This window comes from Streptomyces sp. NPDC002032 (genome assembly GCF_042890765.1).
Classification (GTDB): domain Bacteria; phylum Actinomycetota; class Actinomycetes; order Streptomycetales; family Streptomycetaceae; genus Streptomyces.
In genome coordinates this window covers 112241-136922 of the sequence record NZ_JBIASM010000008.1, presented here as the reverse complement: position 1 = coordinate 136922, position 24682 = coordinate 112241, and the positions used below count along the sequence as shown (strand labels likewise).

Genomic DNA, 24682 nt, shown 5'->3' with positions numbered 1-24682 from the left:
TCCGTGGTGTGCGGTGTGCGCGGCCCGGGGCCGGGGTGAGGACCCGGCCCCGGGCCGCGCGGCCTGGTGGGCCGCCTGAGCCCGGGGGCTTCTGGGGCCCGGGGGCTCGGGGGCTCGGGGGCTCGGGGGCTCGGGGGCTCGGTCAGAGCGAGCCGTGGAACGTGCGGTTCAGCACGTCGAGCTGCTGCGCCCGGGTGAGGCGTACGAAGTTCACCGCGTAGCCGCTGACGCGAATGGTGAGCTGCGGGTAGTTCTCCGGGTGCTCCATGGCGTCCATGAGCGTGTCGCGGTTGAGGACGTTCACGTTCATGTGGAAGCCGTCGCTGGCCATGTAGCCGTCGAGGACGCCCGCGAGGTTCTTGATGCGCTCCTCGGGAGTGCGGCCGAGGCCGTCGGGGGTGACGGTGTTGGTCAGCGAGATGCCGTCCTCGGCGTCCTCGTAGGGGAGCTTCGCGACCGACAGGGCCGAGGTGACGTATCCGTGGGTGTCGCGGCCGTTCATCGGGTTGGCGCCGGGGGAGAACGGCTCGCCGGCGCGGCGTCCGTCCGGCGTGTTGCCGGTCTTCTTGCCGTAGACGACGTTCGAGGTGATGGTCAGGACGGACTGGGTGTGCTCGGCGCCGCGGTAGGTCTCGTGCTTGCGGACCTTCTTCATGAACTCCTCGACGAGCCAGACGGCGATGTCGTCGACGCGGTCGTCGTTGTTGCCGTAGGCCGGGTAGCTGCCGTCGACGGTGTAGTCGGTGGCGAGGCCCGTCTCGTCGCGCACGGCGGTGACCTTGGCGTGCTTGATGGCGGAGAGGGAGTCGGCGGCGACGGACAGGCCGGCGATGCCGCAGGCCATCGTGCGGCGCACGTCGCGGTCGTGCAGTGCCATCTCGATGCGCTCGTACGCGTACCTGTCGTGCATGTAGTGGATGACGTTGAGGGCGTGGACGTAGGTCGCGGCGAGCCATTCCATCTGCTCGTCGAACTTGGCCATGACCTCGTCGTAGTCGAGGACCTCGGAGGTGAGCGCCCCGGTCTCTGGCCCGACCTGGTCGCCGGACTTCTCGTCGCGGCCGCCGTTGATCGCGTAGAGGAGGGTCTTGGCGAGGTTCACGCGGGCGCCGAAGAACTGCATCTGCTTGCCGACGGGCATCGCGGACACGCAGCAGGCGATGGCGGTGTCGTCGCCGAAGCGCGGGCGCATCAGCTCGTCGGACTCGTACTGCACCGAGGAGGTGTCGATCGAGACGCGGGCGCAGAACTCCTTGAAGCCCTGGGGCAGCTGGGGCGACCAGAAGACCGTCATGTTCGGTTCGGGGGCGGGGCCGAGGTTGTAGAGGGTCTGGAGGTAGCGGAAGGAGGTCCGGGTGACCAGCGGCCGGCCGTCCTCGCCCATGCCGGCGATGGATTCGGTGACCCAGGTGGGGTCGCCGGAGAACAGCTCGTCGTAGTCCGGGGTGCGCAGGAAGCGGACGATGCGGAGCTTGATGATGAAGTCGTCGACCAGCTCCTGGGCCTGCTCCTCGGTGAGGAGGCCGGCCTCGATGTCGCGCTGGAGGTAGACGTCGATGAAGGTGGAGGTGCGGCCCAGCGACATGGCGGCGCCGTTCTGCTCCTTCACGGCGGCGAGGTAGGCGAAGTACAGCCACTGGATGGCCTCGCGGCCGGTCCTGGCCGGGGCGGAGATGTCGTGGCCGTAGGAGGCGGCCATCGTCTTGAGTTCGGCGAGGGCGCGGATCTGCTCCGAGAGTTCCTCGCGCAGGCGGATCGTCTCCTCCAGCGGACGGTTGCCCGCGGGGAGGGTGCTGAGTTCCTCCTTCTCCTCCTTCTTGAAGGCGATGAGGCGGTCGACGCCGTAAAGGGCGACGCGGCGGTAGTCGCCGATGATGCGGCCGCGGCCGTAGGCGTCGGGGAGGCCGGTGACGATGCCGGCCTTGCGGGCGGCGCGGATCTCTGGGGTGTAGGCGTCGAAGACGCCGGCGTTGTGGGTCTTGCGGTACTCCGTGAAGACCTTCTCCAGGTCCTGGGAGACGGGGTACCCGTAGGTTTCCAGGGCGCCGGCGACCATGCGCCAGCCGCCGTACGGCATGATCGCGCGCTTGAGCGGGGCGTCGGTCTGGAGGCCGACGATGAGGTCCTTGTCGCGGTCGATCCAGCCGGGGGCGTGGGCGGTGATCGTGGAGGGGATGTCGTGGGCGATGTCGTAGACGCCCTTCTCGCGCTCCTCGGGGAACTTGTCCGTGATCGCCTTCCACACGGCGGTCGTGCGCTCGGTGGGGCCGGCGAGGAAGGAGTCGTCGCCCTCGTACGGCGTGTAGTTCTGCTGGATGAAGTCGCGGACGTCGATGGCGTCGCGCCACAGACCGCCCTTGAAGCCCTCCCAGGCCTCGCTGTTCTTCGTGGTTTCCGCAGGGGTGGCAGTCATGGCCGGCACCTTCCGAGTCGCCTCATTGCTTGTCTCCATTGCACGCTCTTTGATCGATCATTTGGGGCCGCGTTGGTCCTGAGGTGACGACCGAAGGTCCTGCCGACTTGATCGACATATCGACTCCCCCCGTTGACCTGCGAGTTCAGGCGGGTCGAAGGTCCATCGCGCGCTTGTGAATTCATTCACAAGAATCTGGGCTGGGCGGCTGCCGCAGAGGTGGATAAGTCAGACAATCCGCACCATGGCGAAGCCTGTGGATACCGCCACGCATGTCGTGACCAGCCCCGGCAGCATGAAGGAGTGGTTGACGACGAACCGGCCGACCCGAGTGGTTCCGGTCCGGTCAAAGTTGATCGCCGCAATGAAGGTCCCGTAGGTCGGCAGCAGGAAGTAGCCGTTCACGGCGGGCCACATCGCGATCAGGAGCGGGGCCGGTATGCCGAGCGCGAGCCCGAGGGGCATCAGCGCCTTGGTGGTGGCGGCCTGGCTGAACAGCAGAGCGGAGAGGAGCAGCAGCATGAGCGCGAAGAACCAGGGGTGGGCCTGCGCGATGCCGCCGAGCGCGCCCGTGATCCGGGCCTCGTTGGCGCCGATGAAGGGGAGGCCCAGCCAGGACAGTCCGAAGACGCCGATGATGGCGACCAGGCCCGAGCGGGCCACTTCGGTCCCGGGGATCCGCTTGGCGTCGACGTCGCAGCACAGCAGGATCAGCGCGGCCACGGCCATCATCAGGATCTCGATGGTGGCCGGCATGGGCAACGGACCCTTGCCCGCCGAGGGCCGCAGGGAGGGGAAGAGGCCGCTGACGACCACGGCCGCCGTCCCGGCCAGGAAGAGGTACGCGGACCAGCGCGCCCGTGGCCCAGGCGGCGGGCGCGATCCGGCTGCGGCGGGGGCTGAGGCCTCGATCTCGCCGGCGGCCAGCCGGCGCAGGTACTCGGTGTCCTGGTGGAGCTCCTTGCCGACCCTGGACTGCACGGTCGCGGCGACGAGGACGCCCAGCAGGGTGGCCGGCACCGCGACGGCCATGATGCGGGGCAGGTTCCAGCCGTCCCCGTCGAACATCACGATCATGGCGGCCATGGCGGCGGAGACCGGCGAGGCGGTGATGCCGAAGGTGGCGGCGATCGAGGAGACGGCGATCGGCCGCTCGGGGCGCACCCCGCCCTCCCGGGCCACGTCGTGGATGACGGGCAGCAGGGGGTAGAAGACATGAGCCGTACCGGCCCCGAGGGTGAAGGCCCAGGACACCAGGGGCGCCACGAACACGACCCGCCGGGGGTTGCGCCGGATCGCGCGCTCGGCCTGGCCCACCAGGTGGTCGATGCCGCCGGCCGCCTCCATCGCGGCGGCGGCCATGATCACCGCAAGGATGATCAGCATTACGTCGACGATGCCGGAGGTGTCGGCGGGCGCCACCCCGAAGAGGGTGGCGAGCACGAACACCCCTACCGCCCCCCACAGGCCCATGGCCACGCCTCCCTTGCGGGAGCCGAGCCAGATGGCCGCGACCATGACGGCGAGCTGAAGGAACATGCCAAGCACGAGCGCGCCTTTCGGGGGAAGGAGGTCGAGGGCGGCGGCGCCGCCCCGCGCCGGCGTACGGCTACCGCGGGCCAGGGTCCGTGTGCCCGGGGGAACGGCCTGCGCCGACGTCTTGCCCGCGTCCTCGCGGGCGCCTGCCCGGCCCTTGCCTGCCCTGTTCTCGCCTGCCCGGTCCTCGCCCGCCCGGCCCTGCGGGGTCTTGCCGGGGCGGTGAGTGGGGGCGCCCCGGCCCGGGGGGCACGGACCTGCGCCGGGCGTGCCTGGCGAGGTGGCCGGAGGTGGGGGCTCGGCGGGCTCGCGGGTCGGTCAGCTCGGCGCTTCGGCACCCTTGCGGGCGTAGAACCACCAGGCCACGACCACGCAGCTGGCGTAGAAGGCCACGAAGCCCCACATGGCGCTGGTCACCGCGAAGTTGGCGAACATCGCCGGGATGAAGAAGAAGCCGTACGCGGCGATGGCGGCGGTGAAGCCCGTCACCGCGCCCGACTCGATCTCCGCCTGCTTGAGCGCTGCCGCGTACTGCGGCGTGCCCTCCGTCAGGCCCTTCAGGTGCTGGCCCCGGAAGATGACCGGGATCTGCCGGAAGGTGGAGCCGTTGCCGATGCCCGAGAAGAAGAACGCCGCGAGGAAGCAGAAGAAGAAGCCGTAGAAGGAGCCGGGGTCGGAGCCTCCCGGCAGGAAGTTGATGACGCCGATGATCGAGGCGGCCATACCTACGAAGGACAGGATGGTCACCCGGGCCCCGCCCAGCTTGTCGGCGATCCAGCCGCCCGCCCAGCGGGCCAGCGCGCCCAGCGCCGGTCCCATCCAGGCGTACGTCGCGACCGGGTACGCCGGAAAAGTCGTCTTGATCAGCAGCGGAAGCGCGGCGGCGAAGCCGATGAAGGAGCCGAAGGTCCCGACGTAGAGCCAGGTCATCAGCCAGTTGTGCTTGCGCTTGAAGATGACCTTCTGCTGGCTGAAGGGCGTGGAGGCGACCTTGAGGTCGTTCTGGCCGAACCAGGCGATGGCCGCGAGCACGATCAGGACCGGGACCCACACGAAGGCGGCGTTCTGGAGGTAGATCTCCGTGCCGTTCGCCTTCTTCTGGCCCGCGCCGATCGCCAGCACCGAGGAGGTGATCAGGATGGGGGTCAGCAACTGGACCACGGAGACGCCGAGGTTGCCCAGGCCGCCGTTGATGCCGGTCGCGTTGCCCTTCTCCTGCTTCGGGTAGAAGAAGCCGATGTTGGCCAGCGAGGAGGAGAAGTTTGCTCCGCCGATGCCGCAGAGCGCGGCGATGGCGATCATCGTTCCGTAGGACGTGTCGGTGTTCTGCACCGCGAAGCCCAGCCACAGCAGTGGAACGATCAGCACCACCGTCGAAAGCGCCGTGAAGCGGCGCTGCCCGATCATCGGGCCGAGGAAGGTGTAGAAGATGCGCGCGGTACCGCCGGTGATGCCGGGGACGGCGGTCAGCCAGAACAGCTGCGACTGGGAGAAGCCGAAGCCGACGTCCTTGAGGTTGGTCGCCGTGATGCTCCAGACCTGCCAGACCACGAAGGCCACCAGGAGCGCCGGCACGGCGATCCACAGGTTGCGGGTGGCGACCCTCTTGCCGGTGGAGCTCCAGAAGGACGGATCCTCTGGTGTCCAGTCGGTGATGGTGCGGCCCGGGCGGTACTGCGCCGGATCGGCGAGCACCCCTGGCGCTTGCTGCGTGGCGGAACTCATGGCGTGGTCCTGAAGGTTGGGAATTGTCCTGACCTATCCAGACTCCGCCTGATCAGGGTCCTCGCGGCAGGGGCGAACGTCGCGTGGGCGACAGGACAAGGTCCCATCGCCCACGGTGCGTTGGTCGGCCCGTCAGGGGACGTCGACCACCGGCAGGGAAACCTCGGGGTCGTCGAGGCAGATACCGGTACGCAGGTCGAAGACCTGCTTGTGCATAGGCGAGGTGACGACCGGTGCCCCGTCGCGGGAGCCCATGATGCCGTCGGCGATCACGTCGGCGCCGGAGAAGGGGTCCCGGTTGCCGACGGCGTAGACGGTGCCCGCGCGGTCCTTGAAGAGGGCGGCCTGCGTCCCGTCGGGGAGGACGGCGCTGCGGCCCCGGCCGGGCTCCAGGACCGGAACCGGCGTGACCCTACCCGTGTCCCCGTCCGGGCCCACACCCGTGCCCGTCCCCGTGCCCGTGTCCGTCCCCGGGCCGGAGCCCATGCCGATGACCGTGCCCGCAGCCCTGTCCGTGCCCGTGCCCGTACTGGCGACGGTACGCAGACCGGTGGTGGAGAGGTCGACCGCGGCGAAGCGCTTGAGCGCCGCGGGGTCCTCCAGTACCGCCTGCCACTCGTCCTGGTAGGCCGCCACGTGACGCTCCATCTGCGCTTCGAGTTCCCCGCAGATGCCCAGGGAGTCCTCGATGAGGACCTCGCGCAGGTGGGCGAGGCCTCCCTCCAGGCGTTCGATCCAGGCGGCGGTCCGCTCCAGCCGTTCCCCGGTTCGGATGTAGTACATGAGGAACCGGTCGACGAGCGCGAACAGTTCGGCGGTGGTGAGGTCGGAGGCCAGCAGGTCGGCGTGGCGCGGGGTGGCGCCGCCGTTGCCGCTCACGTAGAGGTTCCAGCCGTTGGCGGTAGCGATCACCCCGATGTCCTTGCCGCGGGCCTCGGCGCACTCGCGCAGGCAGCCCGAGACCCCGCCCTTGAACTTGTGGGGGGTCCGCAGGCCCCGGTAGCGCAGCTCCAGGTCGATGGCGAGCTGGATGGAGTCGCCCTGGCCGAAGCGGCAGAAACGGGCCCCGACGCAGGACTTCACGGCGCGCAGGGACTTGCCGTAGGCCTGGCCGGACTCGAAGCCGGCTCCGCCCAGGCGGCGCCAGATGTCGGGGAGCTGTTCCCTGCGGACCCCGAAGAGCCCGATCCGCTGCGCGCCTGTGATCTTGGTGTAGAGGCCGTAGTCCCGGGCGACCTCGCCCAGGGCGATGACCTGCTCGGCGGTGATCTCGCCGCCTGCGACGCGCGGGACGACGGAGTAGCTGCCGTCCTTCTGGAGGTTGGCGAGGAAGAGGTCGTTGGAGTCCTGGAGGGAGGCTTGTTCTCCGTCCAGGATGTGGCCGAGTCCGAGGTCGGGGGCGAGGGTGCCCAGGACGTTCGCGACGACCGGCTTGCAGACGGCGCAGCCTTCGCCGCCCTCGCCGTAGGCCTCCAGCAGCTCGCTGAAGCTGCGGATCCGCTCGGCGTGGACCTTCCCGTAGATCTCGGCGCGGGTGAGGGTGAAGTGCTCGCACAGCCCGCGCGGCTTCTCGATGCCGGTGTCAGCGAGCTCGGCGTCCAGGACGGCCTGAAGGGTGTTTGCGCAGCCTCCGCAGCCGGAGCCCGCCTTGGTGCACTTCTTGATCCCGCCGATGTCGGTGAGGGACTCGGCGACTATGGCGGCCCGGACGTGGCCCTTGGTGACGTTGTGGCAGGAGCACACCACGGCGTCGTCGGGCAGTGTGTCCGCGCCGGGCGGGGGCGTGCCCTCGGACACGGGCAGGAGGAAGGCTTCGGGCGGGGCGGGCAGCTGCCGGCCGGCGTGCGGCTTGAGCGAGCCGTAGGCCTGCGCGTCGCCGACGAGGATCCCGCCGAGCAAGGCGCCGTCCGGGCCGAGGAGGAGCTTCTTGTAGACGCCCTCGCGGGCGTCGGAGAAGACGACGGAGACGGCCCCGTTACCGCCCTCAGGGGCGAAGGGGTCGCCGAAGGAGGCCACGTCGGCGCCCATCAGCTTCAGCTTGGTCGAGGTGTCGGCGCCGGTGAAGGTCAGCTCGCCCGGGCCCGCCAGGGCGTCGGCCACTGCTTCCGCCATCTGGTAGCCCGGTGCCACCAGGCCGTACACCTTGCCGTCCGCGGTCTGCGCGCACTCGCCGACCGCGTACACGTACGGGTCGCTCGTACGGCAATGCGCGTCCACGACCACGCCGCCCCGGTCGCCGACCGCCAGTCCGCACGCGCGGGCGAGCCGGTCGCGGGGGCGGACCCCGGCCGAGAAGACCACGACGTCGGCGCCGATCTCCTCGCCGCTGGTCAGGCGCAGGGCCTGCGCGCGGCCGTCGGCGTGGACCTGGACGCCGGCCGCGCCGACGCCGGTGTGCACGGCCACGCCCATCGACTCGATGGTGGCGCGCAGCGCGGCGGACCCGCCGTCGTCGACTTGGAGCGGCATCAGGCGGGGCGCGAACTCGACGACGTGCGTGGCCAGTCCGAGGGTGCGCAGGGCGCCCGCCGCCTCCAGCCCGAGGAGTCCGCCGCCGATGACGACGCCGCTGCGGACGTGGTCGGTGGTGGCATAGGCGGTCAGGGCCTCGACGTCGTCGAGGGTCCGGTAGGTGAAGCAGCCCTCGGCGTCGGCGCCGTCGATGGGCGGGACGAAGGGATGGGAGCCGGTGGCCAGTACGAGGGCGTCGTAGGCGAGGACGGCTCCGGAGGCGCTGGTGACGGTGCGGGCTGCGGTGTCGATGCTCCGGGCCGGATCGCCGAGCCGTAGGTCGATGCCGTGGCGTTCGAGGAAGTCCGGTTCGCCGAGCGCCAGGTCGGCGGCGGTCGCGCCGGTGAACGCGGCGGAGAGGTGGACGCGGTCGTAGGCCGGGCGGTGTTCTTCGGCGAGGACCGTCACCTGCCAGCCGGCGCCCGGCCGCGCCGCCGGTCCGGCGAGCGCGTCGCGCTCGGCGAGGGCCTCCAGCAGGCGGTGTCCCACCATGCCGTGGCCGATGACAACCAGCGTCTGCGCCATGGGTCTCACTCCGGATGCGTGCGATGTTCCGACCCTTTCGACGGTAGGTCCGCGCCACGGGCCGCGGCCGCCGAAAAGGGCCCCACGGCGGGGGCCCGCGGTCCTGTCCCGCACGGGACCTGTGGCCCGGGCTCCGGGCCCTTGGGCGGGGGCAGGGAGGGCGGGGCCGGGCCTAGCGTGGAGAGGGGGGAGACCCGGGTCAGTCCCGGGTCAGTGAGGCCCCGCCCGCCCGTCGGAGGAATCCCATGCTCGTACTCGCCGTGCACGGAAGCGCGGACCCGGCCGCCGCCGCGGCCGTCGGCCGGCTCACCGCCGCCGTCGAGGCGATGAGCGGCGTCCGCGCCGTAGTCGGTCACCTCGACGTGCAGCGGCCGTCCCTCGCGGAGGTCGTACGGGAGCACCCGCGGGCGGTGGTGGTGCCGCTGCTGCTCGGGGACGGCTATCACCGGCGGGTCGATGTCCCGGCGGTCTTGGAGGGCACGGGCTGCGCGTTGACCGAGGGGCTCGGCGGGGAGCCGGAGGTGGCCTTGGCGCTGCACGGCCGGCTGCGCGAGGCCGAGCGCCGCCACGGGCCGTACGCGCGGGCCGACGCGGTGGTGGTGGCGGGGGCGGGATCGTCGCGGCCCGGCGGCAACGACGGCACGGCCGACTGCGCCGCGCGGCTGGCGGCGCTGCTGGCCGACGAGGGCGGGCTCCGGCCGGTCCCTGTGGTCGGGGCGTACCTGACCTCGGCGGGGCCGACGGTGCCCGGGGCGGTGGCGGCGTTGCGGGAGGCCGGGTACCGGCGGATCGCGGTGGCGGCGCACCTGCTGGCTCCGGGCCGTTTCACGCGGGCGCTGGCGGGGGCGGGGGCCTGGGCGGTGTCCGAGCCGCTCGCCGACCACCCGCGGGTCGCCCGCCTGGTGCTGGCGCGCTACGAGTCCGCCCGGGGTACCCGGCTGCTGCGGGCCGCGCGCCTCGCCTGTTAGGAGGGCGCGCGCTGGTGTGCTGGGCGGTATGACGTACGTGCCGATGACCGCCCGCAGCCGCGACGAGGACCACCGGGCGGCGACCCCGCTGGAGCTGTTCTTCGACCTGTGTTTCGTCGTCGCGATCGCGCAGGCGGGTCAGCGCCTGGTGCACGCGCTGGCGGAGGGCCACCCGGGGAGCGGGGTGATCGGCTATTTCTTCGTCTTCTTCGGGGTGTGGTGGGCGTGGATGAACTTCACGTGGTTCGCCTCGGCCTACGACTGCGACGACGTGCCGTACCGGATCGCGACGCTCGTGCAGATCGCCGGTGTGCTCGTGTACGCGGCGGGGGTGAGCCGTGCCTTCGACGCGAACGACTGGACGGTGGCCGTCATCGGCTACCTGATCATGCGGGTGGCGTTGACGGCGCAGTGGCTGCGGGCGGCGGCCGGAGAGAGCGGCCCGGCCAGGGCGGCGGCGTTGAAGTACGCGGCGGGGCTGGTGATCTGCCAGGCCGGCTGGGTGGCGCTGCTGTTCGCCCCGGACGGGCTCAAGGGCTGGCTGTTCCTGGTCCTGGTGGCCGCTGAGCTGATGGTGCCGGTGCTGGCGGAGCGCGGCCACCAGACGCCGTGGCACGCGCACCACATCGCCGAGCGGTACGGCCTGTTCACGATCATCGTGCTCGGCGAGACCATCGCCGCGAGCACGGTGGCGGTGAAGTCGGCGCTGGACGAGCACGAGGCCCTGGGCGAGCTGCTGCCCATCGCAGCTGGCGGCCTGTTGATCGTGTTCGCCGCCTGGTGGATCTATTTCGCGGTGCCGATGCACGAGCGGCTGACCTCCAACCGGCAGGCCATCCCGTGGGGTTACGGCCATCTGCTGATCTTCGCCTCGGGGGCGGCGATCGGTGCGGGCATCGAGGTCGCGGTGGAGCACGCGGTCGGCAAGGCCCACATCTCGCAGCTGGCCGCGAACGCCGCCGTCACCGTCCCGGCCGCGCTGTTCCTGCTGACGGTGTGGCTGCTGCATTCGCGCCACTTCAAGCGGGGCCCCGCCCAGCAGCTGGTGCTGCCGCTGTCGGCCCTCGCGATCCTCGCCTGCACCTGGACGGGCTCCTACGCGGTCCTCTACGCGGGCCTCGTGGCGGCGGCCACCGTCGTGGCGGGCGTGAGCCTCGCCGTCCGGGATCAGGCCCGCGCCGCCGTCGGCGCCTGAGCCCGGCCGCGCCCGTCACCCGCGCGCCCCCGCGGCCGTTCTGCAGCACGGCGCACGACGCGCGACGGCGACAGGAAGAGACGACCCCCATGACACTCCCCCCGCAACGGCACGGCAGCGCGGACGGTCCCGGAGCGGAACTGGCCGAGCCGGGCTTCTGGCAGCTCCCCCCGGAGCGCCGGCTCGCCGCGTTCGCCCGCCTGCGCGCCCTGCCCTCCCCGGTGTTCGTCCCCGAGGGGCCGGGCCACTGGGCCCTCGTACGGCACGCGGACGTGCAGGAGGCCAGCCGGCTGCCCAAGGTGTTCGCGAGCGCGCCGGGCGTCACGACGCCGGAGCCGGCCCGCTGGGTGCGGGCGCTGTTCGGTGACTCGATGGTGAATCTGGACGGCCCGGACCACGCGCAGCTGCGCAAGATCGTGCAGCGGGCGTTCACGCCGCGGCTGCTGGCGGCGGCCGAGGAGGACATCCACGCGGTCGCGGCCCGGATCGTGGACGACGTGCTGGAGGAGCGGCCGGACGAGTTCGTCTCGGCGGTGGCCTCGCGGCTGCCCCTGGAGGTCATCTGCAACATGATGGGCATCCCGGAGCGCTACCGGGCGGAGATCGCCGACCGGGTCAACCACGCCTCCGAGAACATCGGGGTCGAGCGCGGCCTCGCGTCCCGGCTGCGGATGCCCGGCCGCGGGCTGCGGGCGCTGGCCCGGATGCAGCGCATGGTCGCGGGCATCGGACGGGAGCGGCGCAAGAACCCGTCCGACGACCTGATCTCGGCGCTGGTCTGCGCGAACGTCGACGGCCAGGCGCTCGGCGCCCGCCAACTGGGTGCGTTCTTCAGCCTCTTGATGGTGGCGGGGGTGGAGACCACGCGCAACGCCATCACGCACGGGCTGACGCTGCTGACCGATTTCCCGGATCAGCGGGACCTGTTGCTGTCGGACTTCGAGAAGTACGCGGACGGCGCGGTGGACGAGATGATCCGGCACTCGACGCCGATCATCCAGTTCCGCCGGACGGTGACCTGCGAACACTCCCTGGGCGGACGGGTGTTCCAACCCGGCGAGAAGGTGGTGCTGTACTACGCGTCCGCCAACCGGGACGAGGGCGTCTTCCCCGATCCCGACGCCTTCGACATCACCCGCTCCCCCAACCCCCATCTGGGCTTCGGGGGCGGCGGCCCGCACTTCTGCCTGGGTGCGCACCTGGCCCGGGTCGAGATGAAGGCCCTGTTCCGCGAGCTGCTGACGCGGCCGGTGGGGCTGCGCGCGGTGGGCCTGCCCGATCTGGCGGGGTCGAGCTTCGACAACCGGGTGCGCTCGCTGCGGTTCGCCTTCGACCGCCCCTGACCCCACCCCGTACGGGAGACCGGGCGGGTACCGGCCACCGGGCAGGCTGGGAGCCCGGCGGCCGGAGTGCGGTGCGGTGCGGCGGCGGTGACGGCGGGGCCGGCGGCGGGGCCGGACGCGGCGCGGGCGGCGGGGCCGGCGGCGGCGCGGGCGGGGCCGGGCCCGCCTACTTCTGCAGGCTCTGCACGGTCAGGACGCAGTGGGCGCTGCTGGTGAGGACTTCCTCGTCACCCGCGAAGCCCTGGAGGATCTCCGGGGTCACCGGCTTGCCGGGGACGGCCTCCGGCCAGGCGCGCGTGGCGAACAGGAAGTACGCCTGGCCGCTCTCGTTGGCCGCGGCGACCCATTCGTCCGGGGCGGTGCAGGTCGCGTTCAGGCCCGGCAGCGTCAGGGCGACCTGGTTGCCCGCGAGGATGATCTGCACGGCGAAGGTGCGCGGGCTGCGGGTGCCGTCCATGACCACGTCGCCGATCGGCAGGCCGATCTCCTCCAGCAGGCCGCGCGCGGCCTTCTCGCCGGCCTCGCGGCCCTGGGGGCCGTCGCCGAGCGTATAGGCGAGGAGATACGGGATGTCGTGACCTTCGGAGGGGTCACCGATCCAGGCGAGCACGGAAAGGGTGCCGAGCTGGGTCCGGTCGATTTCGGCTTGCGTAGAAGTCATGCGCCGCACCTTAGTCGTCAACTGCCGGGCCCTTTCACGGCCTTTCACCCGGGCGGGCTACACCGCCCAGAATCCACCTCCGGAATTCGCCCGCATGTTCGCGTCCTGGTACTGGAGACGCACAATGCGCACCTTTTCCGGGATTTCGAACACCACCCACCCCTCGGCCCGCTCGCCGACGGCGAGGGAATCGAAGACGAGGGGTTTGCCGGTGGTCAGTTCGCCGGTGCGCACCACCGGGTGGCGCTTTCCGGCGCTGTCGTACGCCCACATGCCCCCGAGGGCCCCGTACGAGGCCCCGCCGACGTTGACGAACGACATCGAGGCGGCCACCCAGCGCTTCCCGGCGGGCGGCCCGTAGTTCGGCTCGACGCTGACCGCGGGGTCCACGTAGGCGGCGAGCACCGCCTGGAGGTGCCGTCCCACCTCGCGCCCTTGCACCCGTACGGAGTCACCCACATGGGCATCCTTCACGGCGCCCCGCCCGGCCCCGCCGGCCGGCGCGGCCGGGTCCTCGTCGGTGCCGGGCGCCCCGTCGTCGACCGGGACGGCGGGTACGGCGGCGGGGGCGAGGGCGGCCCCCTCGGGCGCGCTCTGGCAGGCGGTGGCACCGAGCAGCAGGGCGGGAAGGAGGGCGGCGGCGGCGAGGACGGACGCGGGCGGGCGCATACGGGGCCCCTTCGGGGATCTTCGGTGCGGGGAAGTATTCCGGCCAGTCTCACGCGCCCGAGCGGGCAATTGCACACACCGACACGGGTATGCGGCGCGCGTCGCCCGCCAACTGCCAGCACAATGCGTTGCGGCGGAATCCCGTCACCCACGCCCACCTGGAGGAAGAAATGCGCACGCCCGCCCGCCGAATTGCCCTCTCGGCCTTCTCCGCACTGGCCGCCACCGCCCTGTTCACGGCCCCCGCCGCGGCCACGGTTTTCCACCAGCACATTTCCCTCCGTCCGCACGCCGACATCGAGCGGGACGGAACGATCACCCTTTCCGGCACGTACAGCTGCGAGGCCTCGTCACCCATGGGGGCGGTTCAGGTGAAGGTGACGGTCGTGCAGGACGACCGCTACCGCCTCGGTCTCGGCGCGGGCGACGCCCACTGCGACGGCATGGAGCACCGCTGGGAGGCGCGGAGCGGGCTGTCCGTGACGCCGGGGATCCACGAGGGGACCGCTCGGGCGATGGCGGAGATCCAGGAGATCCACTTCGGCGGCGGGCTGATGCCGCGGGCGATCGACGTCGTCGCCGCGGACGAGCAGGAGATCCGGGTGACCCACCGCCGCTAAGCGGTCCCGTCGGGTCCCGTCGGGTCCCGCCGGGCGGGTTCGCGGACCCGGTGGCCGCCGCCACCGGCACGCGGACCCGGACGGCCCGGTCGGCGGACGCCGGCAGGCGAACGGCCCGGTCGGCGGGCGGCGGCGCGCCGTCCGTCAGTGGCAGTCGGGCGCGACGCCCGTCATCGACATGAACGCGACCGTCTGGCACCCCGGGTCCGCGTGCGGGCGCCCCGTCGTCCAGTCCACGACCTTCGGCGCCCCGGCCGCCAGCAGCAGCACCGCCAGGATGCCCGTGACCGCACCCCGGCTCAGGCGGCGCACGGCACGCGCCCCGTCGACCGCGTCGTCTCCGTCCGCGTCGTCTCCGTCCGCGTCGTCTCCGTCCGCGTCGTCTCCGTCCGCGCGGTCCCCGTCCGCGCCGTCCTCGTCATTGCCTTCCGTTCCATGGCCGCATCATCACCCCGCACCCCACCCCGCACAACTCGGAGTGACCGTCCGGTCACTCCCCGACGCGCGCGGCGGCGCCCACGGCGAACTCGCACCAGACGGCCTTCCCGTCCCCCCGCGACTCCACCCCCCAGTGCGTCGCCAGGGCGTCGACGAGCAGCAGTCCGCGCCCCGTCGTGGCCGCCTCGCCCGGGGTGCGCCGGCGCGGCCAGACGCTGGAGCGGTCCTTCACCCACAGCCGGATCCGCCGGACGGGCTCGGGCAGCACCTCCATGGTCAGCACCGCCCCGCCGTCGGTGTGCAGCAGGGCGTTGACCAGCAGTTCCCCCGCCGCCAGCTCGACGTCGTCGGCGAGTTCGGCCATGCCCCAGTCGCGCAGGGCCTGCCGCAGGGCGTAGCGGGCGTCGGAGAGCCCCTCCGGGTCGGCCTGGTGGATGTACTGGTGGATGCGCGGGGCGCGGTGGGTGCCGGGGTCCGGGGCGCGGCGCAGCACGAGCAGGGCCACGTCGTCGCCGGAGCCCCAGCGTTCCCAGAGCCGGTCGGAGAGGTGGTCGGCGAGTGCCCCGGCCTCCTGGGGGCCGCCGCGCACGGCGTGGGCGAGGGCGTCCATGCCCTGGGTGATGGCGGTGCCGGGTTCCTCGACGAGCCCGTCGGTGCACAGGACGAGGGTTTCGCCGGGCACGAGGTCCAGGCGGGTCTCGGGGAACTCCTCCTGCGCGAAGACGGAGGCGAGGCCGAGGGGCAGGCCGCCGCGCACGTTGGGCCAGCCGGTACGGCCGTCCGTGTGCCGGATGAGCGGGCCGAGGTGGCCCGCGCGGGCGGCCCGTACGCCTCCGGTCTCCAGGTCCACCTGGGCGTACATGCAGGTGGCGAAGCGTTCGGTGTCGAGTTCGGCGAGGAAGCGGGAGGCCCGGGCGAGGACGGTGGACGGGGAGTGCCCTTCGCCCGCGTAGGCCCGCAGGGCGATGCGCAGCTGGCCCATGATGGCGGCGGCGTGGGTGTCGTGGCCCTGGACGTCGCCGACGACGATGCCGACGCGGTCGCGGGGCAGTGCGATGACGTCGTACCAGTCCCCGCCGACCTCCCGGCCGCTCCAGGCGGAGTGGTAGCGCACGGCGATCTCGCCGCCGGTGATCTCGGGGATCCGGCGGGGCAGCATCGCGGCCTGGAGTCCGGTGGCGAACTCGCGCTCCTGGTCGAACAGGAGCGCCCGTTGGAGGGACTGGGCGACGATGCCGGCCAGGCCGAGGCACAGGTTGCGTTCCTCGGGGCTGAAGTCACTGCGCCGCCGGTAGAAGAGCACCAGCCCGCCGATGGCCTTGGCCTGGGCGATGAGCGGGAGGTAGGCGGCCGCGTCGTAGCGGATCCGGTTCAGGTAGTCGGCGAGCAGCGGGAACTCTCCGGCGAGCTCGGCGAGGGAGGTGACGAAACGTGCCTTCCTGCTGAGGACCGCCTGCGAGAGCGGCAGGGATCCGTCCAGCCGGGTGAACTGGCGCTCGCTGAGGATCTCCAGGGACTCCCCGCTCAACGCGATGATCTTGATGGCGCCGTTCTCCACGAGGCCCAGGGCCAGCCCGTCGGCTCCGAGGCGCTCCAGGGCGCCGGCGCCGGTCAGGGTGGCGGTCACGTCGTCGACGGTCACCGCCCGCGACAGGGCTTCGGTGGTGCGCTGCACGATGGCGGCCTGCTGGGTGCGGGCCGTCTCCAGTTTGCGCAGCACGGTGGCGTGGGCCAGCTCGGCGGTCGCGTCGCGGACGATCCCGACGATCCGCAGCGCCGTGCCGTCGGGGTCCCGCAGCACCCGGCCCTGGGTGTGCGTCCACTGGTCGCGGCCGTCGCGCCGGTGCACGGTGAAGTAGGCGCCGTACGTCTCGCCGCCGCCGTCCAGGACACCGACCACGGTGTCCGCGAGGCGGGCGGCGTCGTCGGCGGGGATGCGCAGGCCGAGGCCTTCGGGGGTGTGGTCGAACTCCTCCGCCTCCAGGTCGAAGACGGTCAGGCCGGACTCGTCCAGGAGGAGGGTGCCGGCGATGAGGTCCCATTCGAAACTGCCCATGCCGTTGAGCGCGAGGCGCTCGCCGGGCCCCGTCAGGGGGCCGGGGACGCCCTGCCCGGGTCTGTCGCGGTCCGCCGCTGCCACGAGACAACACCACCTAACGGCCGGGCCAGCACGGCTGGGAGATGAGCCGCTCCCACTCCTCGTCAGGATGCCCCGGAAGGGTGCGTCCGGCCTCCCGCCAGCGCTTGAGGAGGGAGAGGTAGATGGCGGCCGGGTCGCGGGGGGCGAAGGCCCCGGCGGCTCCGGCGCCGGCCGGGGACCGGGGTGCGTACGGCGTCCCCGCGTACGGCGCGTCCGCGTACGGCGCGTCCGCGTACGGGGTCCCGGCGTACGGGGTCCCGGCGGACGGCGCGCCCGCGTGCGGTGATCCGCCGTACGGGGTCCCCGCGTACGGGGTGCCCCCCGCCGCCCCGCCCGGGGCCTGTTCCCCGCGGCTGGCGGGGATGCGCACCCATCCACGGCCGCCCTGTGCTCGCTCCGCGCCCATCGCGGACCCCTCTCAGGTGGATCTCAGCGGAGATACGTCGTCGCAATGCCCGGCAGCACCGGCCCGGTCGGGGCCGGCACCGTCGGTGGTGCCGGTCAGCGGGCCCCGCGCGCCGAGACGCGCCAGGACTCCCCTCACCAGTCTCCCCGCCGTGAAGCCCGCGCCGTGTACGAATCGCATGGAAGGTCCGAACGAGGGAGCGGTCAGCAGCCCCGCGAAGAACAGTCCGGGCCACGAGGACTCGAACCGGGGACTCAGTTCCGGCGTCCCGCCGCCGCCTACGGTGGCCAGCGCGGCCCGCAGTCCGGCGTCGAGGAGGGCCAGCCGGGCGAGATCGGGGGCGAAGCCGGTGGCCGCGATGACGTGCGCGGTGTCCAGTACGAGGGATTCCCCGGCCGGGGTGGTCAGCCCGAGGCGGGTCCGGTCGCCCACCGCCACCGCCCGGTGCAGGCGGTGTCCGAGCAGCGTCGGCACCCGCTGTTCGAAGCGGTCCCGCAGCCACCAGGCGCCGGCCGGCCCCAGGGCCGTGGCGGCGATCCGTTCCCGGGTCGGCGCGGGAAGCCGCCGCACCGCCCAGGGCAGCTCCGACCACACCCAGCTGCGCCAGCCGGTGCCGAGGCCGCTGTGCGGGTCGCGCAGGGCCCGCAGCCGGGGGCGTTCCAGCGGCTGCGGGACGGTGTTCCAGTTCAGCCGGGGCCGCCGGGCCACCAGGCACGGCCGGGCCCCGGCCTCTGCGAGCAGCGCGGCCGTCTCCAGAGCGGCCTGTCCGGCGCCGAGGACGGCCACCTCGCGGTCCGCGAACCGGGACAGGTCGCGGTGGCCGCTGCTGTGCGAGTAGTGGCCGGGGGGCAGCTCGCGCAGCGCGTCGGGGTACCGGGTGAAGGGCATGACCCCGACCGCGAGGGCCACCGTCCGGGCGGGCCGGGGCGGGCCGTCGGCGGTCCGGACGAGGAAGCCGTCCCCGTACGGGCCGACCTCGGTGACCACGGCCTCCTCCACCTCGGGCAGGCCGGCGTGCCGGGCGAACCAGAGCCCGTACGCGCTGAAGGTGCCGATGGGCAGCGGGCTGCCGTGTACGGCGGGCAGGCCCAGGGTGGCGCAGTAGTCGGCGAGGGTGTGGCGGCCGCCGGGCGCGGAGAGGTTGGAGGACCAGGGCTCCGACTTGAGGTACATGCCCTCGGGCATGTGGTCCCGCCAGGACGCCATGGGACGCCCCAGGACCCGGACCGCGAGCCCGGCCGCCGCGGCGTGCGCGGCGATCGACAGCCCGTACGGGCCCGCGCCGATCACCACGAGATCGTCGGTCCGCCTCACGGCAGCTCCTCCCGCTCCCCGGTCACCGGGTGACCAGTTCGTCCGGCTCCGCCGGGGCCTCCGGCGGGAGCGTGCGGGCCGGCGGCTGCGGCTGTTCGCCGCCGCGCTGGCGCGGGGCCCGCGCGGTGCGCCGCCCCTGTTCGGGTACGCCGCGCAGGACGCGGGCCCCCTTGCCGAGGCCGCGCCCCAGGAAGGCGGCGATCATCGCGAGGAACGGCCCGAGGTCGTCGGCGGCGAACCAGGCCGCCTCCACCTTCCCCCGCGCCGCGCCCGGCCGGGGCCGGCGGACGACCGCACCCCGGGCCGGGGCCGGACGCCCCTGCCGGGCCACCGGCGCGCCGGGCGGCCGTGCGCCGGGAACCCCCGTACGCGGCCCCCCGGCACCCCCGCCCCCCGGCTCATCCGCCGCCCGGCCCGCATCCGGGCGACCCGGCTCCGCCGAGCGGTCCGCACCCGCCGGGCGGTCCGAACTTCCAGGCCGGTCCGCACCCGCCGGGCGGGACTCCCCCGCCGGGGAGGCCGACTCCACCGGGGAGGCCTGCACCCCCGGGCCAGGAGCCCCCGCGCGGTCCGGACCCGCGGGGCGGTCGGTGCCCCCGAGGTGGTCCGGATCCGCAGGGCCGCCCCGCACCCCGGGGCCGGGAGCTCCCGGCCGGTCCGGACCCGCCGAGCGATCGGGACCCGCCGGGTGCCCCCCGTCCCCGGGCCGGTCCGGACCCGCCGGGCAGCCCGGCTGCGACGGTGCCGCCGGGCCGGGTGCCGGGGCGCGGCCCGGGTCCGCCGGGCCGCCCCCCGAGCCCGGGGCGCTGGACGCGCCCGGGGCAGGGGGCAGGACGGGGGCAGCGGACGCACCCGGGGTCGCAGCCAGACCCGGCGTGGAGGCCAGACCGGGCGCGGGGGGCAGACCGGGCGCGGGGGGCAGGTCCGGGGTGCAGGGCCGGGCCGGGGAGTCCGGCGCCGGTTCCGGGCGGCGGCCGGCCGGCAGGACGGGTCCCGCCTCCCCGGCGTTCCCGGCCCGGGCCGCCGCGGAGGAAGGATCCGCACCCCCGGCCCGGGCCGCCGCGGAAGGCGCACCCGTACCCCCCGCCCGGGGCGGCGGCGGGGCCGGCTCACCCGTACCCCCCGTCCGCGGCGGCGGCGGGCCCGCTTCGGCCGGGCGGGCGTCGCGCGGCGGTACCGGCGCCGGTACGCGCGCCCCGGCGCGGGGTGCGGGCGCGCCCGGCTCCCCGGGCCGCCCGGCGCGCCCGGCGGCGCCGGCGCCCCGGCCGCGTACCGCCGCGAGCAGCGCGTAGTTCTCGGCGACGAACACCCGCCCGGGGCCGCCCGCCGGCTCCGGGACCCGTTGCCCCGTCAGGTCCAGGTACATCGCCTGGACCACGTCCAGCCCGAAGTCGTCGGTGAACAGCCGGAACTGCGCCCCGGGCCGGGGGTTGAAGTCCACCAGCCGGAAGGTGCCGCGCTCGTCGCGGCGGAAGTCGAGGTCCAGGATCCCCTGGTAGCCGAGCCGTTCGGCGAGCCGCAGCCCGGCCTCCTCCACGGCCGGGTCCGGCAGCCAGCGCCCCACGGCCGTCAGCCCCGTCCGCACTGGCCAGGACAGCTCCTTGCGGCCCGACCCGGCGAGCAGCGGACGGCCGTCCCGGCCGAACGCGCCGTGGAAGAACCAGTCGGTGTCCGGTCCGGCGGGCAGGAACCGCTGGAGCAGCAGCCGGCTCCCGGCCTCCGCGGAGCGTTCGTACAGCCGCCGCGCCTCGGCGGCGCTGTGCACCAGGGTGGTGCTGCGCAGCCCCGCGCCGGCCGGCAGCAGCCACGGCCGGCTCCACTTCGCCACCACCGGCAGGCCCAGCCGCCAGGCGGCCTCCGCCGCCTCGGCCGCGCCCGCCGGGATCACCGTCTCCGGGTGGGGGACGTCCCAGCGCGCGCACAGCCGCGACAGCTCCGCCTTGTCGGCCACCCGCGCGGGCAGGTCGTCGGGCTGATGGGGAATCCGAAAACGGTCCGTCAGCATCGGCGCGATGCGGGACACCGCGATGGCGCTGAGGTCGTCCATGGCGATGAGCACCGCCGGCCGCCCGATCCGCTCGGACACCCCGGTCAGACACTCCAGCAGCACCTCGGGGGCCTCGGGGTCGAGCCCCCCGGCCGGTCCGGGGTACGTGGCGCGCAGGTACCGCGAACGCCCCATGGGGCCTCCCCCGGCTTCGACGACGGCATGGACCTCCACGCCCCCGCGCCCCAGGGATCTGACGGCGCCGAGGGTTCCGTGGTGGAACGGATTCCGATCGAGTCTGAGCAGAACTGCGGGCACATGGTTGGCGAACGCGTGCATGGAAGCGGTGTCTTTCACCTAGTCGGACCAAGCGGGCGGGATGCGCGGCTGCGAATGGCCTAGGCAAAGGCCATCGGACAGGCCAATCGTCAGATGTGATGTCTAACGTCGTTGGCAAGCACACCGGTTCAGGAAAGCTCGGGAGACGCCATGCGCAGACCACACCGCCGACTGGCGAGCACCTGCATCGGTACGGTCACGGCCGGGCTGCTCGCCTCCGGCGCCGCCCTCGCGGCGCCGCAGGAGGAGGAGCCCAGGGGCTCCGACATCGCCATGGGCGCCTATCTCGACTACGGGCCGTCCGGGATCGCCCGGATCCCGCTCCTGTCGCGCTGGCTGGGCGGCAAGGAGATCCGGGTCGGGCACACGTATCTGCCCGGTGACCAGTGGGCCGGCATCGAGGGGAACGTGTCCTTCCTCGCGGACTGGGCCAAGTGGCGGCAGGCCGAGGACGACCGGATGTTCGTCCTCAACGTGCCCATGCAGGCCCGCAACGAGGCCCGGGTGCCGGACTGGCAGGTGGCCCAGCTGATCCGGGCGGGCGCGGAGGGCCAGTACGACCGGCACTTCACGAAGCTGGCCGAGCGGCTGGTGGCGCTGGGCGTGCCGGACACGGTGGTCGTGCTCGGCTGGGAGATGAACGGCACCACGTACACGCACCGCTGCGGGCCCGACCCGGAGCACTGGAAGGCGTACTGGAAGCGCGTCGTCAACGCGATGCGGGCCGTGCCCGGGCAGCGGTTCAAGTTCGATTTCGCGCCCAACCGGGGGACCGACGCGATCGGCTGGACCAAGTGCTACCCGGGTGACGACGTCGTCGACGTCATCGGCATGGATTCCTACGACCAGGGTCCGGGCCGGACGTTCGACGACCAGGTCACCCAGCCGTACGGACTCCAGCAGCACGTCGACTTCGCGAAGGCACACGGCAAGGAGATCTCGTACCCGGAGTGGGGGCTGTTCCGCAACGGGGACAACGCGGAGTACATGCGGCGCATGCTGAAGTGGATCGAGCAGCACAAGCCGCTCTACCACACCATCACCGACTACTGCCCGCACGGCGTCTGGCAGTGCGCCAAGCACCCGGAATCCTCGAAGGTCTTCCGCGACGCGCTGAGCCCGAAGGTTCCGGTCGAGCCGACTCCCCCGGTGGTCCCGACGCCCCCGGTGGTCCCGAGCCCGCCCGTGATGCCGAGCCCGCCCGTGGTCCCGAGCCCGCCCGTGGTCCCGAGCGCCCCCGTGGTCCCGAGCCCGGCCGTCCCGGCCCCGCAGGTCCCCTCGCCACAGGTCCCCTCGCCGCAGGTCCCCTCGCCGCCCGTCGCGACTCCCGAGCTGCCGAAGCCCGAGCTGCCGAGCCCCGTCGCACCCTCGCCGGCCGTACCGGCACCCACGCCGACCCCGACGCCCACGCCCACGCCCACGCCCGAGGTCTCCGAGCCGCCGGTCGTCCCGGCACCGGAACCGACGCCCACGCCGACGCCGGTCCCGAAGCCCCCCGTGACCCCGGTGACCCCCGTCCCCGAGGTCCCCGCCGTCTCCGTCCCGCCGGTGTTCCCGCCGGCTCCGTCCCCCGAGGTCACGGTTCCCGCGGTGCCGAGCCCGGCCGCCCCGTCGCCGCTGCCCTCGCCCGTGCCGAAGCCCCCCGCCCCCGTGCCGCCGGCCAACAACAGCAAGCAGTGGTGCGTGCCGCTCAACTTCGGCGAGTGGCTGTCCAAGCTGGTCGGCAACCAGGCGGTCTGCATCAAGCTCGACTGGGGCAAGGGCTCCGGCTTCTGGCCCTTCTAGACGGGTCATCGCACCCGCAGTTCGTTGAGCCGCGCCCGCCAGTCCCGGGCGGCCGGCAGCGCCTCGCGCAGCGCGTCCACCGCCCGCTCGCGCCCCGTGACCTGCGACTCGTACAGCCGCAGCAGGGGCGCGAGCGCGCTCGTGGCCAGCAGGAAGCGCTGGTTGACCACGGTCTCGGGGCGCCAGTGGTTCTTGTACGGTTCGCTGCCGCGCAGGAAGCTCACCACCGGCCGGCCCTCGGCGAGGGCCCGCCGGGCCTCGTGGCGCAGCAGCAGCGTCGACACGTCCACCTTGCGGTCGCGCAGTTCGGGATCGGCCCCGTACAGGTAGCCGCCGCTCAGCCCGGCGCAGAGCAGGGTGAGGTTGGCGGCGACCACCTGCCCGTCGAGCCGGAACTCCGTCAGCCGGCCCTCCCCGGCGCGCACCATCCGCCGGGTGGCCCGGGTCAGGTGCTCGGCGAAGCGGGGCCGCAGGTGTTCGGGGGTGACCCCGCGGCCGCGCCACTGCTTCTCGTGGAGCCGCAGCAGGGTGCGGACGGCCTGCGGCACCTCGTCCTCGGTGACCTCGTGCTCCTCGATCCCGGCCGCGTCGCTCTTGCGCAGCTTGGCCCGCACCCGCTGGGCGCCGGAGGCGGGCATCCGCTTGACGAGCTCGTCGAAGGGCAGCGCGGGCAGCTCCATGCAGGTGGAGTCCGCCAGCTTGCCGGACACGCCCGGCCATGCCTCGTACAGCGCTTCGGCGGCCGCGCCCGGCCGGACCTCGCGCAGGTCGACGACCGCGCTGCGGGCGGCCCGGTGCAGGCCGCGGGCCAGGGCGGGCACGACCTGGCCGGACTGCCCGTCGGCGACGAGGACGTCGAAGTAGTCGGTGATCGGCCCGCCGAGCGGGACGAGGCGCGGCAGCGGACGGTGGACGAGCATCAGCGCGGCCGCGCCGACCAGTTCCGCGCCGCGCCGTGCCAGCAGGAGCCGCAGCCGGCCCTCCTTCCCGTACGACAGCCACCACGAGTGCAGCCAGGCGTGGCTCTGGAAGGGGGTGGCGGTGGGACAGTCCCGGAAGAGCCGGTTCCACGACTCCTCCAGTGCGGCGAACTGCCGGGGGTCGCGGCACATCGTCACCGTCAGGGCCCCGGTGGAGCCCGCCGTCATCGCACGGACTCCTTCTCCTTGGTCTCGGAGTGCTCGCCCTGGGCGGGCAGCGAGGCGTACTCCTCCACGGCCGACTGCGGCTGCGCCGCCCCTTCCTGCGCCGCCCCTTCCTGCGCCGCCGGCTCCTCCTGGGACCTGCGCCGGCCCGGCCTGGCCAGCAGCCACAGCCCGCCGAGCAGCCCGCCGGCGCACAGGCCGACGGCGCCGCTGACGGCTGCGGAGGGGGAGGCCGGCTCGCTGGGCGCGACGGCCTGGTTGAACAGGAGCAGTTGCACGCCGGTGTTCTTGGCGGCCTGGTTGCTGGTGAGGGTGAGCGCGTCGGCGACGGCGTTGGCGATGTCGGCGGCCTCGGAGGGGCTCTTGGACGTCCCGGTGACGGCGATCATCGGGGAGTCGGGGGAGGTCTCGGTACGGACCTGCGTGCGCAGCCGGCGGGCGTCGATTCCGGCGCGGGGCTGGGCGTAGGCGAGGGTGGAGCTGCTGGTGGCGATCCGGCCGTAGGCCTGGGCGAAGCCGAGGGCGGTGGCGGGTTCGGTGGTCTCGTTGGGGACGGCGACGACGTAGCTGGTGGCGGCGTACTCGGGGGCCTTGAGGACCCCGTACGCCCCGCCCGCGGCGAGCCCGAGGAGGGCGCAGGCGGGCAGCGGCCACCACGCGGGGGGCGGCAGCAGCCGGCGGCCCCGGTGCGAACGGTGGGCGGGCTTCTTCTGGTCGGCGGTGTCGGCCATGTGCGGTGCTCACTTCCTGGGTGGAGGGGAGTTCGTTCACCCCCGGCCGTGTTCCGGGCCGGGGGTGCGGGTGCGAAGAGGGGTGCTCAGCCGTTCCCGGCGCCCCCGGAGACGCCCGGCGCTGCCTCGCCGCCGCCGCCTGTACCGGCACCCCCCGCGGCGGCGGGCCCGGCGCCCGCAGCGGCAGGCGAGGCGGCGGTTGCAGCGCCGGACACCGCAGCAGCGGTGCCG

General features: G+C 73.6%; 18 protein-coding genes. 5 read left to right on the top strand and 13 right to left on the bottom strand.

Going from position 1 to position 24682, the window contains the following annotated elements:
• Window positions 1–142 precede the first annotated feature (142 nt).
• From pflB to nirB, 4 genes are all read right to left on the bottom strand, one after another.
• Entirely contained in the window at window positions 143–2413 is a 2271-nt protein-coding gene (pflB, locus tag ACFYYT_RS20265) for a formate C-acetyltransferase (protein ID WP_351830696.1), read from the bottom strand.
• A 228-nt stretch (window positions 2414–2641) separates the two neighbouring features.
• Window positions 2642–3952 (bottom strand): anaerobic C4-dicarboxylate transporter family protein, encoded by a 1311-nt coding sequence (locus tag ACFYYT_RS20260; RefSeq protein ID WP_351830698.1) that lies wholly within the window; start codon window positions 3950–3952, stop codon window positions 2642–2644.
• A 315-nt stretch (window positions 3953–4267) separates the two neighbouring features.
• Window positions 4268–5674, bottom strand: a complete 1407-nt coding sequence (locus ACFYYT_RS20255) for an MFS transporter (protein WP_351830694.1) — start codon at window positions 5672–5674, stop codon at window positions 4268–4270.
• A 132-nt stretch (window positions 5675–5806) separates the two neighbouring features.
• Window positions 5807–8710 (bottom strand): nitrite reductase large subunit NirB, encoded by a 2904-nt coding sequence (gene nirB, locus ACFYYT_RS20250; protein ID WP_351830691.1) that lies wholly within the window; start codon window positions 8708–8710, stop codon window positions 5807–5809.
• A gap of 245 nt (window positions 8711–8955) precedes the next feature.
• On the opposite strand from nirB, the gene ACFYYT_RS20245 reads away from it, so the two are divergent.
• From ACFYYT_RS20245 to ACFYYT_RS20235, 3 genes are all read left to right on the top strand, one after another.
• Window positions 8956–9678 carry a CbiX/SirB N-terminal domain-containing protein gene (locus ACFYYT_RS20245; RefSeq protein ID WP_351830688.1) on the top strand — a complete coding sequence of 241 codons (723 nt, stop codon included), beginning with the start codon at window positions 8956–8958 and terminating at the stop codon, window positions 9676–9678.
• A 28-nt stretch (window positions 9679–9706) separates the two neighbouring features.
• Window positions 9707–10873, top strand: coding sequence for a low temperature requirement protein A (locus ACFYYT_RS20240; RefSeq protein ID WP_351830685.1), 1167 nt, complete (start codon window positions 9707–9709; stop codon window positions 10871–10873).
• 89 nt (window positions 10874–10962) lie between these two features.
• Window positions 10963–12216, top strand: coding sequence for a cytochrome P450 (locus ACFYYT_RS20235; RefSeq protein WP_351830683.1), 1254 nt, complete (start codon window positions 10963–10965; stop codon window positions 12214–12216).
• 166 nt (window positions 12217–12382) lie between these two features.
• Here the strand turns inward: ACFYYT_RS20235 and ACFYYT_RS20230 are convergent, their stop codons facing one another.
• Window positions 12383–12877 carry a DUF5949 family protein gene (locus tag ACFYYT_RS20230; protein WP_351831319.1) on the bottom strand — a complete coding sequence of 165 codons (495 nt, stop codon included), beginning with the start codon at window positions 12875–12877 and terminating at the stop codon, window positions 12383–12385.
• 57 nt (window positions 12878–12934) lie between these two features.
• Window positions 12935–13546: a hypothetical protein gene (locus tag ACFYYT_RS20225; RefSeq protein ID WP_351831322.1), complete on the bottom strand. Its 612-nt coding sequence runs from the start codon at window positions 13544–13546 to the stop codon at window positions 12935–12937.
• A 170-nt stretch (window positions 13547–13716) separates the two neighbouring features.
• Between ACFYYT_RS20225 and ACFYYT_RS20220 the strand changes: the two genes are divergently transcribed.
• Window positions 13717–14166 carry a DUF6299 family protein gene (locus ACFYYT_RS20220; RefSeq protein ID WP_351831324.1) on the top strand — a complete coding sequence of 150 codons (450 nt, stop codon included), beginning with the start codon at window positions 13717–13719 and terminating at the stop codon, window positions 14164–14166.
• A 144-nt stretch (window positions 14167–14310) separates the two neighbouring features.
• Here the strand turns inward: ACFYYT_RS20220 and ACFYYT_RS20215 are convergent, their stop codons facing one another.
• The 5 genes from ACFYYT_RS20215 to ACFYYT_RS20195 all read right to left on the bottom strand — a co-directional run bounded on the left by ACFYYT_RS20215 (window position 14311) and on the right by ACFYYT_RS20195 (window position 20646).
• Window positions 14311–14478 carry a hypothetical protein gene (locus ACFYYT_RS20215; RefSeq protein WP_351831325.1) on the bottom strand — a complete coding sequence of 56 codons (168 nt, stop codon included), beginning with the start codon at window positions 14476–14478 and terminating at the stop codon, window positions 14311–14313.
• A 178-nt stretch (window positions 14479–14656) separates the two neighbouring features.
• Window positions 14657–16744: a SpoIIE family protein phosphatase gene (locus ACFYYT_RS20210; RefSeq protein ID WP_351831328.1), complete on the bottom strand. Its 2088-nt coding sequence runs from the start codon at window positions 16742–16744 to the stop codon at window positions 14657–14659.
• 13 nt (window positions 16745–16757) lie between these two features.
• Window positions 16758–17150 carry a hypothetical protein gene (locus ACFYYT_RS20205; RefSeq protein WP_351831331.1) on the bottom strand — a complete coding sequence of 131 codons (393 nt, stop codon included), beginning with the start codon at window positions 17148–17150 and terminating at the stop codon, window positions 16758–16760.
• Between the two features lie 12 nt (window positions 17151–17162).
• On the bottom strand, window positions 17163–18464 hold the full coding sequence (locus ACFYYT_RS20200) for an NAD(P)-binding domain-containing protein (RefSeq protein ID WP_351831334.1): 1302 nt from the start codon (window positions 18462–18464) through the stop codon (window positions 17163–17165).
• A gap of 22 nt (window positions 18465–18486) precedes the next feature.
• On the bottom strand, window positions 18487–20646 hold the full coding sequence (locus tag ACFYYT_RS20195) for a hypothetical protein (RefSeq protein ID WP_388608723.1): 2160 nt from the start codon (window positions 20644–20646) through the stop codon (window positions 18487–18489).
• Window positions 20647–20940: 294 nt separating this feature from the next.
• Here ACFYYT_RS20195 and ACFYYT_RS20190 point away from each other — a divergent pair, with 294 nt between their 5' ends.
• On the top strand, window positions 20941–22575 hold the full coding sequence (locus ACFYYT_RS20190; RefSeq protein ID WP_388608720.1) for a glycoside hydrolase family 26 protein: 1635 nt from the start codon (window positions 20941–20943) through the stop codon (window positions 22573–22575).
• Window positions 22576–22580: 5 nt separating this feature from the next.
• Here the strand turns inward: ACFYYT_RS20190 and ACFYYT_RS20185 are convergent, their stop codons facing one another.
• Window positions 22581–23723, bottom strand: coding sequence for a GNAT family N-acetyltransferase (locus ACFYYT_RS20185; RefSeq protein ID WP_351831090.1), 1143 nt, complete (start codon window positions 23721–23723; stop codon window positions 22581–22583).
• Window positions 23720–24451: a lipopolysaccharide biosynthesis protein gene (locus tag ACFYYT_RS20180; protein WP_351831092.1), complete on the bottom strand. Its 732-nt coding sequence runs from the start codon at window positions 24449–24451 to the stop codon at window positions 23720–23722. Before ACFYYT_RS20180 ends, ACFYYT_RS20185 begins: the two co-directional genes overlap by 4 nt.
• Window positions 24452–24682 lie beyond the last annotated feature (231 nt).

What these genes read in the sequence shown, in the direction of transcription:
- pflB (WP_351830696.1), bottom strand. Translation starts at nt 2,413, where the DNA reads ATGACTGCCACCCCTGCGGAAACCACGAAGAACAGCGAGGCCTGGGAG.
- ACFYYT_RS20260 (WP_351830698.1), bottom strand. Translation starts at nt 3,952, where the DNA reads ATGTTCCTTCAGCTCGCCGTCATGGTCGCGGCCATCTGGCTCGGCTCC.
- ACFYYT_RS20255 (WP_351830694.1), bottom strand. Translation starts at nt 5,674, where the DNA reads ATGAGTTCCGCCACGCAGCAAGCGCCAGGGGTGCTCGCCGATCCGGCG.
- nirB (WP_351830691.1), bottom strand. Translation starts at nt 8,710, where the DNA reads ATGGCGCAGACGCTGGTTGTCATCGGCCACGGCATGGTGGGACACCGC.
- ACFYYT_RS20245 (WP_351830688.1), top strand. Translation starts at nt 8,956, where the DNA reads ATGCTCGTACTCGCCGTGCACGGAAGCGCGGACCCGGCCGCCGCCGCG.
- ACFYYT_RS20240 (WP_351830685.1), top strand. Translation starts at nt 9,707, where the DNA reads ATGACGTACGTGCCGATGACCGCCCGCAGCCGCGACGAGGACCACCGG.
- ACFYYT_RS20235 (WP_351830683.1), top strand. Translation starts at nt 10,963, where the DNA reads ATGACACTCCCCCCGCAACGGCACGGCAGCGCGGACGGTCCCGGAGCG.
- ACFYYT_RS20230 (WP_351831319.1), bottom strand. Translation starts at nt 12,877, where the DNA reads ATGACTTCTACGCAAGCCGAAATCGACCGGACCCAGCTCGGCACCCTT.
- ACFYYT_RS20225 (WP_351831322.1), bottom strand. Translation starts at nt 13,546, where the DNA reads ATGCGCCCGCCCGCGTCCGTCCTCGCCGCCGCCGCCCTCCTTCCCGCC.
- ACFYYT_RS20220 (WP_351831324.1), top strand. Translation starts at nt 13,717, where the DNA reads ATGCGCACGCCCGCCCGCCGAATTGCCCTCTCGGCCTTCTCCGCACTG.
- ACFYYT_RS20205 (WP_351831331.1), bottom strand. Translation starts at nt 17,150, where the DNA reads ATGGGCGCGGAGCGAGCACAGGGCGGCCGTGGATGGGTGCGCATCCCC.
- ACFYYT_RS20195 (WP_388608723.1), bottom strand. Translation starts at nt 20,646, where the DNA reads ATGGGGCGTTCGCGGTACCTGCGCGCCACGTACCCCGGACCGGCCGGG.
- ACFYYT_RS20190 (WP_388608720.1), top strand. Translation starts at nt 20,941, where the DNA reads ATGCGCAGACCACACCGCCGACTGGCGAGCACCTGCATCGGTACGGTC.
- ACFYYT_RS20185 (WP_351831090.1), bottom strand. Translation starts at nt 23,723, where the DNA reads ATGACGGCGGGCTCCACCGGGGCCCTGACGGTGACGATGTGCCGCGAC.
- ACFYYT_RS20180 (WP_351831092.1), bottom strand. Translation starts at nt 24,451, where the DNA reads ATGGCCGACACCGCCGACCAGAAGAAGCCCGCCCACCGTTCGCACCGG.